An 11,059-nucleotide genomic window follows, 5' to 3' on the forward strand; every position below is an offset into this window, starting at 1 on the left:
CGGTCAGAACCCCCTCCAACAACACAGTTGCTACAAGGACGTACTTGCGGCGTGTCCTGCGATGGTGGGCGGGCAAGAGCCCTGCAGCCAAGCCGTAGATCAGCCGAGCGAAGCGGTACATTGTTTCGTGGGATTCGTAGAAGTTGTCGAGCAGACGGGCAGGGGAGACCTCACCCTGGTGCTGCAATCGCACGGTACTGCGTGCTCGGAGCCAGGCCTGGTGAGACGGCCTGATGCAGAAGCACCAAAGCTCGGGCAGCGGAAACAACTGGCGGGGCGCCTGCCGAGGCACGCCCCGCCGTCGTACGGATGTCAGCGTCCAGACACGCCGACAGCGTCACCATCCAGACCCAGATCCCAGGCCACGGTCGCGAACAGCAGTTCTTCTTCGCTGCAGCTGCGGCGCGGGTTCTGCATCGCCTGCACTTCCGCACGGGCGGCATGCTCCAGCCGTTCCAGCGCGGCCGGCATGCGTACGCTGCGCAACGCGGGCCGGGCAGCGTCGCTTTGCGCAATGCGCTGGGCGTGTGCAGCCGCCAGCGCGGCTGATTCCAGCACGGCGGTGGTTGCATCGGTGGGCGGGGCAAGTAGCGTCATGAGCGGAACACCAGGTTGTTGCGGAACGACAAATCCCCGGAAGGCCGGGGAATGTCGGAATCAGGCAGTGCGTGGCATCGGTCTTAGAACAGCTCGACCGTACCGGCGCCCATGCCTTGCTGCGCCACCGGCTTGTGCGGCGGGCGCTCCCATTCCACACGCATGTCGCGCAGGCGGTTGGACACCTTGGCCAGCGCGGCGACCAGATCGCTGTCGTACACGCCGCCATTGCGATGCAGCAGTTCCTGCAGCGCCACCGCTTCGCGGTTGATCGCGGTGAGGCGATCGAGGTGGGTGTGGATACCGCTCAGCGTCTGCGTGGCGATGTCCTCGAACTGCAGGGCACGCACCGCTTCGGCCACGCTACCGTCGATGGAACGCGCGCACTCGGAGATTTCGCGCATGCCGTCGCCCAATGAGGCGTTGATCTGCGCGACATTCTCCAGCATCGCGGCCGATTCATGGCGGGCTTCGCGGGAGCGATCCATGTGACGCGAGGCCAGCTGCGAGACCGTTTCACGGACCTTGGCGATCGATTCCTTGGAGCTGTGCGCCAGCTTGCGGATCTGTTCGTTGAAGGTGGTGGAACGCTCGGACAGGTTGCGCACCTCGTCGGCGACCACTGCAAAGCCGCGACCGGCTTCACCGGCACGTGCTGCTTCGATGGCGGCGTTCAGGGCGAGCAGGTTGGTCTGGTCGGCGATCGACTTGACGTCTTCCAGCAGCGCGAAGATGCCATCCAGGTGCTGGGCCATCTCATCGATGTGGTGCACCGTGTTGGTACTTTGGCCGCTCACCTGTTCCAGCGCTTCCACCAACTGCTCCATCCGGGAGCTGGCGTGCTGGGCAAAGCGGGCGACGTCGACACCGGCGCTGCCGTCGTCACCGGCACGGTCGACGATGCGGGCCAATGCCTGGCTTTGCTGGCGCGACTTGCGGTTCATCGCTTCGAAGCTGCCACCAAGACCGGACACGGCCTGGCGGATCAGTTCGCGGGCACGCTCGACTTCCGAGCGCGAACCGTCGACTTCGTTGCTGACGAACGTACGCAGTTCGTTGAGCAGCTGGTCCTGCTCGCGCAGGATGCGGGTCTGGTCCGGATTACGCCGGAACTGGGAGTAGGTCACCCAGGCAGCGAAAACCAACCAACTGAGGGTCATGGTCGCCAGGATCGCCCAGCGCACCGAAGCGGGCCAGTCGAATCCGACAGCGAAGGGAAACAGCAAGGTCAGAGCCAAAGGGGCGGCTAGACGGATAAGTGGACGTGAATACATGGGCGTTCTCGGCAGAGTCACGGTTGCTGTATCGGCCGTACCCCCTTTGTCTTTAGCGACGATCGCCACATCGTCTCGCCCGTTCAACCGATGTTGACACGCGCCAGCGACCGCTAGCGCGTGTGGCAACCCGAGTTTGTCAGGTGTTTAGCGTAGCGCACGGTCCACCGCCTCGATCATTGCGCGCTTGGCAAACAGGAAATCCCACAGGCTGCCACCCATCTGTCGCCACAATACCGCCGAACGGACGGCGGCCAGCAGCAACGCGCGGATTTCCGCGACCACGCCGGCCTGGCCCAGGTAATGCGGGTTGCCCTGCACCATGACCTTGGGACGCAGGTGGCTGATGGTCTGCGCATACAGCCCGCCCAGCGAATTCAATACGTCCGGATGGCCGCTGTCACCCAGGCGCTGTGCCTGACGTGCGGCCGCCTCGATGCCATTGGAGACCGTGGCGACGGTGGCGGTGTCGCGCACGAAGCGGCGCTCCAGCTGCAGCACCGCCAGCGCCAGTCGCGGCAGGACCTCGTCCTGGCCCTGATTGTGGAAATAGTTGTGCAGCAGCCGCAGACCCGGTGCCAGGTCCGCCGGCGAGCCGTACACGGCCTCCGGCGAGGCCGCATCCACCCGGAACACGCTGTCCATGGCGGTACGCACCGTCGCAGCCTCCGAGTGCCCGGTTTCGGCGATGCGCCGCACCTGTTGCAGGGCCTGGGCGACACCGGCAAGCGCCAGCACGCGGTGATCCATGGAAGAACTCATCAAGCCACTACCTCAGGTGAAAAAGAAGATCCCGCCAATTGGCGTTCCAGCGGTGCATCGGTGGTGGCGATGACCGCGCCGCCCAGGCACTCCTCGCCGTCGTACAACACCAGCGACTGCCCGGGCGTCACCGCCCGCTGCGGCCGCTCGAAACGTACCTGCACGCTGCCATCGTCCTGCACCTCCACCGTGCACGGCTCGTCGGGCTGCCGGTAACGCGTCTGTGCGGTGCAAGCGAAGCTGCGCGCCGGCGGCGCCCCGGTGACCCAATGGGCCTGCTCGGACTGCAACCAGCGCGATTGCAGCAGCGGACTGTCGCGGTCCTGGTCCACATACAGCACATTGCTCGCCACATCCTTGCCGACCACGTACCACGGGGCGGCGGCACGTCCACGCACGCCACCGATGTTCAGGCCCTCGCGCTGACCGAGGGTGAAATAGAACACCCCCGGATGCTCGGCGATGCGTTGCCCCCGCGGGTCGCGGATCTCGCCGGTGCGCGCGGGTAGGTAACGACCCAGGAACTCGCGGAAATCGCGCTCGCCGATGAAGCAGATGCCGGTGGAATCCTTCTTGGCATGCGTCGGCAGGCCGGCATCCTGGGCGATCCGGCGCAGCGTGCTTTTTTCCAGGTCGCCGATCGGAAACAGCGTCGCGGCCAGCTGGGTCTGTCCCAGCTGATGCAGGAAATAGCTCTGGTCCTTGCCGCGGTCGGCGCCGCGCAGCAGGCGCCAGCGACCGCCGCGATGCGCCACCTGCGCATAGTGGCCGGTGGCGATGCGCTCGGCGCCAAGCGCCTGGGCTGCATCCAGGAAATGCTTGAACTTGACCTCGCGGTTGCACAGCACGTCCGGGTTCGGCGTGCGCCCGGCCGCGTATTCGGCCAGGAAGTGCTCGAACACGCCGCTCCAGTATTCGCCGGAAAAATCGCGAAAGTGGAAGGGGATGCCCAGCACTCCGCACACCGCCACCGCATCGCGGCGGTCGTCCTCGGCGCGGCAATCGCCGCTGCCGTCGTCGGCCCAGTTCTGCATGAACAGCCCGGCGAGCGACTCGCCCTGCTGGGCCAGCCGCCAGGCCGCCACCGACGAATCCACACCGCCGGAGACACCGACAACCATACGTGGCGTACTCATGCGACGTGCCGCACCAATGCCAGTGGATGGCGCTGGCCGGCAAGGTAGTCGGCCACCACTTCCCACACCAACGGACTGCGCAGGCGCTCGGTCGCGCTGCGCAACTCGTCCGGGGTCATCCACAACGCGCGTACCACGCCGGTGTCCAGGCGGCGCTCGGGATGGTGAGTCACGGCCTCGGCAACAAACGCAAACCGCAGGAAGCACTGGCCGCTCGGGGCGACCCACTGATAGGTGCCGATGAAGTGGGTCAGGCGAACGTCCCAGCCGGTCTCTTCCAGGGTCTCGCGCACCGCTGCATCGAGCAGGCTCTCGTCCGGTTCCAGATGTCCGGCTGGCTGGTTCAACAGCAGCCGGCCACCGATGCGCTCTTCGACCTGCAGAAAGCGTCCGTCGCGCACCACCACGGTGGCCACGGTGACATCCGGATGCCAGCGTTGTGCGGAAGCGCTCATCGTTGCGGGTCCTGCTCGGTCAACGGGCTGCTCGCCGTATCGGCGAGGGTCTCGCCTTGACGCCGGCCCAGACGGCCTTTGGACCCTAAGGCGCGCACGGAACTGGACAACTCGGCGGTGAACGACGGCGGCAGCAATGGCGCGGTCAGGGAATCGGTCATCAAGGGCCAGCCATGGAATCGGAGACAAATTGTGCGGGGCGCGGCGTAAATCGTCCAATGCGTGCGGCGATGAACCGTATAATGACCGGATGCCTCGTAAGACCTCACACGAACACGATCACGGCCTCACCGTCGAAGCCAGCAAGCCTGAAGTGGCGCCACCGCCGCGGTATCAGGTGCTTCTGCTGAACGACGACTACACCCCGATGGACTTCGTGGTGACGGTGCTGCAGCAGTTTTTCAACCTCGATCTGGAGCGGGCCACCCAGGTCATGCTGCATGTCCATACCCGCGGACGTGGCGTTTGCGGGGTCTACAGCCGCGAGGTCGCCGAGTCCAAGGTGGCGCAGGTCAACGAATTCTCGCGCATGAACCAGCACCCGCTGCTGTGCACGATGGAACAGACCTGAGGCGTCAATCCGATCATTCCAGCAGCGCAACACTGTGGCTGCAATCACATGCTAACGCCGTCTGAACATGCCTATCTGATAGGGTTGTGGTAAATCCCAACAAAAGCCGCATATTGTTGGCAACAGCCGTTCGGAGTTACCAATGTTCAGCAAAGACCTAGAGCAAACCATCGGCCAGTGCTACAAGCGAGCACGCGAGGCGCGTCATGAGTTCATGACCGTCGAGCACCTGCTGCTCTCGCTGCTGGACAACCCGTCCGCCCAGGCCGTCCTCAAGGCTTGCGGCGCCGACCAGGTGCGTTTGCACAACGATCTGGAGCAGGCGATCGAGGCCTCGGTCTCGCGCCTGGCCGAAGACGATGGCCGCGATACGCAGCCGACCCTTGGCTTCCAGCGGGTGCTGCAGCGCGCTGTCTATCACGTGCAGTCCTCGGGCAAGAAGGAAGTCACCGGCGCCAACGTGCTGGTTGCGATCTTCGGCGAGAAGGATTCGCATGCGGTGTACTTCCTGAACCAGCAGGACATCACCCGTCTGGATATCGTCAATTACCTCTCGCATGGTATTGCCAAGCTGGGCGAAGACGGCGAGCAGCCGTCCGCCTCCGATGGCGAGCCCAAGAGCGAGGGCGGGGAGGGCGAGGCCAAGGGCGATGCGCTGGCCGAGTTCGCCACCAATCTCAACGAGCAGGCCCGCAACGGCAAGATCGACCCGTTGGTCGGCCGTGGCGACGAAATCGAGCGCACCATCCAGGTGCTGTGCCGCCGCCGCAAGAACAACCCGCTGTACGTGGGCGAGGCCGGCGTGGGCAAGACCGCGATCGCCGAAGGTCTGGCCAAGCGCATCGTCGACAACGACGTGCCGGAAGTGCTGGCCGATGCGGTGATCTTCTCGCTGGACCTGGGCGCGCTGGTCGCCGGCACCAAGTACCGTGGCGACTTCGAAAAGCGCCTCAAGGGCGTGCTGGCGGCGCTGAAGAAGGTGCCCAACGCGGTGCTGTTCATCGACGAGATCCACACCATCATCGGTGCCGGTTCGGCGTCGGGCGGCACCATGGATGCGTCCAATCTGATCAAGCCGGCACTGTCGTCTGGCGAACTGCGCTGCATTGGCTCGACCACGTTCCAGGAATACCGCGGCATTTTCGAAAAGGACCGTGCACTGGCGCGTCGCTTCCAGAAGATCGACATCGTCGAGCCGACCGTGGGCGAGACCTTCGAAATCCTGCAGGGCCTCAAGCCCAAGTACGAAGCGCACCACGGCGTGACTTATGCCGATGACGCATTGCAGGCGGCCGTGGACCTGTCGGTCAAGCACATCGGTGACCGCCTGCTGCCGGACAAGGCGATCGATGTGATCGACGAGGCCGGTGCGCGTCAGCGCCTGCTGCCCGAGGGTAAGCGCAAGGAACTGATCGATATCGAGGAGATCGAAACCATCGTCGCCAAGATGGCGCGGATTCCGGCCAAGCAGGTCAGCGCGACCGACAAGGATGTGCTGCAGCATCTGGAGCGCAACCTCAAGATGGTGATCTTCGGGCAGAACCCGGCGATCGAGACGCTGGCCGGCTCGATCAAGCTGGCACGCTCGGGTCTGGCCAATCCGGAAAAGCCGATCGGCAACTTCCTGTTCGCCGGTCCGACCGGTGTAGGCAAGACCGAGGTCACCAAGCAGCTTGCGCTGCAGCTGGGGATCGAGCTGGTGCGCTTCGATATGTCCGAGTACATGGAAGCGCATTCGATCAGTCGCCTGATCGGCGCGCCTCCGGGCTATGTCGGTTTCGATCAGGGCGGTCTGCTGACCGAGAAGGTCGTCAAGACACCGCACTGCGTGCTACTGCTGGACGAGGTGGAGAAGGCGCATCCGGACATCTTCAACATCCTGTTGCAGGTCATGGATCGTGGCATCCTCACCGACACCAACGGGCGCGAGGCGAACTTCAAGAACGTGATCCTGGTGATGACGACCAATGCCGGTGCCACCCAGGCGTCGCGGCGGTCGATCGGCTTCACCAAGCAGGATCACTCCACCGATGCGATGGAGTCGATCCGTCGCGGGTTCACGCCCGAGTTCCGCAACCGCCTGGATGCGATCGTGCAGTTCCAGCCGCTGGGCTTCGACCACATCCTGCGGGTGGTAGACAAGTTCATCATCGAGCTGGAAATGCTGTTGCAGGAAAAGCACGTGTCGTTGTCGGCCACACCGACCGCGCGCGACTGGCTGGCCCAGCACGGCTTCGATCCGCTGATGGGCGCGCGCCCGATGTCGCGGGTGATCCAGGAGAAGATCAAGCGTCCGCTGGCCGACGAGCTGTTGTTCGGCAAGCTGGTGGAAGGCGGTCGGGTCAATATCGACGTCAAGGACGGCGAGCTGGTGGTGGGGGCGCACCCGGAACCGGAGCGTCTGCTGCCGGCAACGGTCGACTGAGCGTCTTGCAGTCCTGAAATAAAAAAACCGCTCGAAAGAGCGGTTTTTTTATGTCCGTGGAGTGCGTAGTCGGGCCGATCGCTAGGGTCGTACCGGAGTAGCGGACGACAAGCAATGACAGCACGCTTCGGAACCTAGGCGATGGATCGGCTGGACGCGAACGCGATGCCGAGGACACAAGCGAAGGCAAAGGCGAGCCGGAGAAACCCGGCCAACACTGCCTGCGGAATGCACGGATCGCAGCCACGACAAAAAGCGGCCATTGGCCGCCTCGCGTCTCACACCAGAACCGCTTACTTCATGCGGTAGGTAATACGACCCTTGGTCAGGTCGTAGGGAGTCATCTCAACTTTGACCCGGTCGCCGGTCAGGATGCGGATGTAGTTCTTGCGCATGCGGCCGGAGATGTGGGCGATGATTTCATGCCCGTTTTCCAGCTTGACCCGGAACGTGGTGTTGGGGAGCGTCTCGCTGACGCTGCCTTCGAATTCAATGGAGTCGTCTTTCGACATGTAATCCTGTGCAATCACGGCTGGCCCGGGAGGGCCGTAAGGGACAGCATTTTACGCTCCATCTCCCCGCGGTGCAAATTTTATGTTAAGCGGACTTCAGCGAGCGCGCTGGCAGGCCGCTCGCCGTAGCGCTCGGACCAGCTGCCCGGCGGCGCCACCTGGCCGACCTGCAGCCGCACCTGTTGCAGGAATTCTGCACGTGGCAGGCGTTGCGCACCCAGGCGCAACAGGTGCGAATTCTCCACCTGCGCGTCGAGCAATGGCCACCCGCGGGAGTGCAGATGCGCCGCCAGCGCCGCCAGCGCCACCTTGGAGCCGCCGCTGTCGGCGCTGAACATGCTTTCGCCAAAGAACATCTGACCAATCGCCACGCCGTAGATGCCGCCGACCAAGCGTGGGCCATCGAACACTTCCAGCGAATGCGCGTGGCCCAGGCGATGCAGTTCGATATAGGCCTGCTGCATCGGCGTGGTGATCCAGGTGCCGTCCTGACCGGCGCGCGGAATCGACGCGCAGGCGTCGATCACCCGGGCGAAGGCGGTATCGGCACGCAAGATCCAGTGGCTGCTGCGCAACCGGCGCCGAAAACGCGAGGACAGGCGTACGCCATCGGTGCGAAACACCGTGCGCGGGTCCGGGCTCCACCACAGGATCGGCTGGCCGTCCGAGAACCAGGGGAACACGCCATTGGCATAGGCGTTGAGCAGGCGCTGCGGCGACAGATCGCCGCCGATGGCGAGCAGGCCGTCCGGCTCGCGCAACGCCTGCTCGGCCGGCGGAAACGGCGCGGCCGGATCGGCCGCCAGCAAGTAGGGAAGGGCGCGGGACATGCGCGCAGTGTAGAGCGTGTCGTACCTGGCGCGCCCAGGGCGACGACCATGCCGGCATGCGACGGTTCGCGGGTGTGGTCGACATGCTCTGCGGCATATACCCACAGGCACCGCGATGCTGGGCGTGTAGTTCGCACTCGCCAGACGAGTGTTCTCTGGGTGGATTTGGCCGCCTTGCTCCGACGTCCCCAATACGACCGGCCGGCGATCAGCGGCGGCTACGCCCTACGTCGCCGCCGCGCGGCTCAGTCGCGAAACGGGCTGTGCTCGGACAGCTCGCGTGCGTGCCGGGCGACTGCCTGGCGCTCGTCGGCGCACCATTGCGCCAGCGGCTCGCGGAAGCCTAGGTCGGCGATCCAGTGACGGCTGCGGACCAGTGTCGGCAGAAAGCCGCGTGCGATCTTGTGCTCGCCCTGCGCGCCCGGCTCGAAGCGGGTCAGGCCTTCGCGCAGACAGTATTCGATGCCCTGGTAGTAGCAGGTTTCAAAATGCAGCCCAGGCAGGGCTTTGCCGCCCCAGTAACGCCCGTACAGCGTGTCGCGCCCGCGCAGGCAGAGCGCGCCGGCGATCGGTTGCCCGTCCAGCTCGGCCAGAAACATCACCAGCTGGCGCGGCAGGTGCCGAGCCAGATGACGCAGGAATTCCGGCGTCAGCGCAGGCGAGTTGCCGTATTCGTTGAAGGTCTTGAGATAGAAGCCATACATCGCTTCCAGGTCGGCAGCGCTGGCTTCATCGCCATGGACCACGCGCAGCTGCACGCCGGCCCGCTGCACCTTGGCGCGCTCCTGGCGGATGTTCTTGCGCCGTTTGTGGTCCATCGCCGCCAGGAAGCTTTCGAAATCGCTCCAGCCGCTGGCGTTGTGCCAGTGGTACTGCAGATCGTTGCGCTCCAGCCAGTCGGTATCGAAGTCCGCATCTTCGTCTGCCGGGTGGAAGTTCACATGCGCCGACGACAGCCCGCTGCGCTCCACCAGATCGCGCATCGCCGCGAGCAACTGCGGGCGCCAGCGCGGTGCGCCCAGCAGACGCGGTCCGGTCACCGGCGAGTAGGGCACCCCGCACAACCACTTGGGAAAGTACTCCTGTCCGTAACGCGCATAGGCATGCGCCCAGGCGTGGTCGAACACGAACTCGCCATGCGAGTTGTTCTTCAGATACCCCGGCGCGGCGGCGACCAGCGTGTCGCCGTCCCATAGCGTCAGGTGCAGCGGGTTCCAGCCCCAGTCCGGGCGCAGGCAGCCCTCCTGCTCCAGGCCTTCCAGGAACGCGTAAGAAATGAATGGGTGCGCGCCGTCGTGCAGCGCGTCCCAGGCACCGGCCGGAAGCTCGTCCAGCCGGCGGCACCAGCGGGCCGTGACGCTCATGCGCACGGCTCGCTGGTATCGGCGCTGCCCGCGCGGCGCGGCCGGCGGTCAGCAGCCACCTCAGGCGCTCTTGTCGAGGTAGCGCTCGGCATCCAGCGCGGCCATGCAGCCGAAGCCGGCCGAGGTGATCGCCTGGCGGTAGTGCTGGTCGGCGACGTCGCCGGCCGCGAACACGCCGGCCACCGAGGTTTCAGTCGCTGCGCCGTTGAGACCGGAGCGGATCTCCAGGTAGCCGTTGTTCATCGCCAGCTGGCCGTCGAACAGTTGCGTGTTGGGGTGATGGCCGATGGCAACGAAGAAGCCGTGCGCGACGATCTCGCGGGTGCTGCCGTCGAGGGTGGACTTGACCCGCACGCCGGTGACGCCGGCATCGTTGCCCAGCACTTCGTCGATGGCGTGGTGCCAGACGGTCTCGATCTTGCCGGCGGCGACCTTGGCGAACAGCTTGTCCTGCATGATCTTTTCGGCGCGCAGCGTGTCGCGGCGGTGCACCAGGTAGACCTTGCGGGCGATGTTGGACAGGTACAGCGCTTCTTCGACTGCGGTATTGCCGCCGCCGACCACGACCACGTCCTGGTCCTTGTAGAAGAACCCGTCGCAGGTGGCGCAGGCGGACACGCCGCGGCCCTTGAAGGCTTCCTCGCTGGGGATGCCCAGGTACTTGGCGGTGGCGCCGGTGGAGATGATCAGTGCGTCGCAGGTGTATTCGGCACCGTCGCCGGTCAACCGGAACGGGCGCTGCGACAGGTCGGCGGTGTGGATGTGGTCGAAGATCACCTCGGTCTCGAAGCGCTCGGCATGCGCCTGCATGCGGCTCATCAGGTCCGGGCCCATCAGGCCGTGGGGGTCGCCCGGCCAGTTGTCGACTTCGGTGGTGGTCATCAGCTGGCCGCCCTGCTGCAGGCCGGTGATCACCACCGGCTTGAGGTTGGCGCGGGCGGCGTAGACCGCGGCGGTCCAGCCGGCCGGGCCGGAGCCCAGGATCAGCAGGCGGGAGTGCTTGGCGGGACTGGCAGAAGAGGCGCTCATGTATACTCGCGGTCTAGGAATTGGCAGGGCAGACGAGTGAATTCGCGCCCCTGTGGCGGCATAGAGTGGCGGTCCCCACCCGGTGAATCAAGGCGGCGCGATGG

General features: G+C 65.2%; 12 protein-coding genes. 2 read left to right on the forward strand and 10 right to left on the reverse strand.

Annotation, left to right across the window (positions count from 1 at the left end):
• Nucleotides 1-312: 312 nt before the first annotated feature.
• From LL972_RS07395 to LL972_RS07420, 6 genes are all read right to left on the reverse strand, one after another.
• Nucleotides 313-597 carry a hypothetical protein gene (locus LL972_RS07395; RefSeq protein ID WP_228327029.1) on the reverse strand — a complete coding sequence of 95 codons (285 nt, stop codon included), beginning with the start codon at nucleotides 595-597 and terminating at the stop codon, nucleotides 313-315.
• A gap of 83 nt (nucleotides 598-680) precedes the next feature.
• The gene (locus LL972_RS07400) at nucleotides 681-1,958 is read right to left on the reverse strand and encodes a methyl-accepting chemotaxis protein (RefSeq protein ID WP_228327030.1); all 1,278 of its coding nucleotides are present in this window, start codon (nucleotides 1,956-1,958) and stop codon (nucleotides 681-683) included.
• A 60-nt stretch (nucleotides 1,959-2,018) separates the two neighbouring features.
• Complete coding sequence (hflD, locus tag LL972_RS07405) at nucleotides 2,019-2,633, reverse strand: high frequency lysogenization protein HflD (RefSeq protein ID WP_228327031.1); 615 nt, start codon at nucleotides 2,631-2,633, stop codon at nucleotides 2,019-2,021.
• Complete coding sequence (mnmA, locus tag LL972_RS07410) at nucleotides 2,633-3,769, reverse strand: tRNA 2-thiouridine(34) synthase MnmA (protein WP_228327032.1); 1,137 nt, start codon at nucleotides 3,767-3,769, stop codon at nucleotides 2,633-2,635. The genes hflD and mnmA overlap by 1 nt, the downstream gene beginning before the upstream one ends.
• Nucleotides 3,766-4,224, reverse strand: coding sequence for an NUDIX hydrolase (locus LL972_RS07415; protein WP_228327033.1), 459 nt, complete (start codon nucleotides 4,222-4,224; stop codon nucleotides 3,766-3,768). The genes mnmA and LL972_RS07415 overlap by 4 nt, the downstream gene beginning before the upstream one ends.
• Complete coding sequence (locus tag LL972_RS07420) at nucleotides 4,221-4,385, reverse strand: hypothetical protein (RefSeq protein ID WP_228327034.1); 165 nt, start codon at nucleotides 4,383-4,385, stop codon at nucleotides 4,221-4,223. Before LL972_RS07420 ends, LL972_RS07415 begins: the two co-directional genes overlap by 4 nt.
• Before the next feature lie 89 nt (nucleotides 4,386-4,474).
• On the opposite strand from LL972_RS07420, the gene clpS reads away from it, so the two are divergent.
• Together clpS and clpA are read left to right on the forward strand one after the other, a co-directional pair.
• Nucleotides 4,475-4,795, forward strand: a complete 321-nt coding sequence (gene clpS / locus LL972_RS07425) for an ATP-dependent Clp protease adapter ClpS (protein WP_016901748.1) — start codon at nucleotides 4,475-4,477, stop codon at nucleotides 4,793-4,795.
• 142 nt (nucleotides 4,796-4,937) lie between these two features.
• The gene (gene clpA, locus LL972_RS07430; protein ID WP_228327035.1) at nucleotides 4,938-7,220 is read left to right on the forward strand and encodes an ATP-dependent Clp protease ATP-binding subunit ClpA; all 2,283 of its coding nucleotides are present in this window, start codon (nucleotides 4,938-4,940) and stop codon (nucleotides 7,218-7,220) included.
• Between the two features lie 293 nt (nucleotides 7,221-7,513).
• On the opposite strand, the gene infA is transcribed toward clpA, so the two are convergent.
• The 4 genes from infA to trxB all read right to left on the reverse strand — a co-directional run bounded on the left by infA (nucleotide 7,514) and on the right by trxB (nucleotide 10,955).
• Nucleotides 7,514-7,732, reverse strand: coding sequence for a translation initiation factor IF-1 (gene infA, locus LL972_RS07435; RefSeq protein ID WP_002813418.1), 219 nt, complete (start codon nucleotides 7,730-7,732; stop codon nucleotides 7,514-7,516).
• Between the two features lie 80 nt (nucleotides 7,733-7,812).
• Complete coding sequence (gene aat / locus LL972_RS07440) at nucleotides 7,813-8,562, reverse strand: leucyl/phenylalanyl-tRNA--protein transferase (protein WP_228327036.1); 750 nt, start codon at nucleotides 8,560-8,562, stop codon at nucleotides 7,813-7,815.
• A 245-nt stretch (nucleotides 8,563-8,807) separates the two neighbouring features.
• The gene (locus tag LL972_RS07445; RefSeq protein WP_228327037.1) at nucleotides 8,808-9,926 is read right to left on the reverse strand and encodes a GNAT family N-acetyltransferase; all 1,119 of its coding nucleotides are present in this window, start codon (nucleotides 9,924-9,926) and stop codon (nucleotides 8,808-8,810) included.
• Between the two features lie 60 nt (nucleotides 9,927-9,986).
• A complete protein-coding gene (gene trxB, locus LL972_RS07450) occupies nucleotides 9,987-10,955 on the reverse strand; it encodes a thioredoxin-disulfide reductase (RefSeq protein ID WP_016901755.1) in 969 nt (322 codons plus the stop codon).
• Nucleotides 10,956-11,059 lie beyond the last annotated feature (104 nt).

This window comes from Xanthomonas campestris pv. asclepiadis (assembly GCF_020784175.1).
GTDB classification, from domain to species: domain Bacteria; phylum Pseudomonadota; class Gammaproteobacteria; order Xanthomonadales; family Xanthomonadaceae; genus Xanthomonas; species Xanthomonas campestris_D.

Coding starts and splice junctions, on each gene's coding strand:
- LL972_RS07395 (WP_228327029.1), bottom strand. CDS start 597: ATGACGCTACTTGCCCCGCCCACCGATGCAACCACCGCCGTGCTGGAA.
- hflD (WP_228327031.1), bottom strand. CDS start 2,633: ATGAGTTCTTCCATGGATCACCGCGTGCTGGCGCTTGCCGGTGTCGCC.
- mnmA (WP_228327032.1), bottom strand. CDS start 3,769: ATGAGTACGCCACGTATGGTTGTCGGTGTCTCCGGCGGTGTGGATTCG.
- LL972_RS07415 (WP_228327033.1), bottom strand. CDS start 4,224: ATGAGCGCTTCCGCACAACGCTGGCATCCGGATGTCACCGTGGCCACC.
- LL972_RS07420 (WP_228327034.1), bottom strand. CDS start 4,385: ATGACCGATTCCCTGACCGCGCCATTGCTGCCGCCGTCGTTCACCGCC.
- clpS (WP_016901748.1), top strand. CDS start 4,475: ATGCCTCGTAAGACCTCACACGAACACGATCACGGCCTCACCGTCGAA.
- clpA (WP_228327035.1), top strand. CDS start 4,938: ATGTTCAGCAAAGACCTAGAGCAAACCATCGGCCAGTGCTACAAGCGA.
- infA (WP_002813418.1), bottom strand. CDS start 7,732: ATGTCGAAAGACGACTCCATTGAATTCGAAGGCAGCGTCAGCGAGACG.
- aat (WP_228327036.1), bottom strand. CDS start 8,562: ATGTCCCGCGCCCTTCCCTACTTGCTGGCGGCCGATCCGGCCGCGCCG.
- LL972_RS07445 (WP_228327037.1), bottom strand. CDS start 9,926: ATGAGCGTCACGGCCCGCTGGTGCCGCCGGCTGGACGAGCTTCCGGCC.
- trxB (WP_016901755.1), bottom strand. CDS start 10,955: ATGAGCGCCTCTTCTGCCAGTCCCGCCAAGCACTCCCGCCTGCTGATC.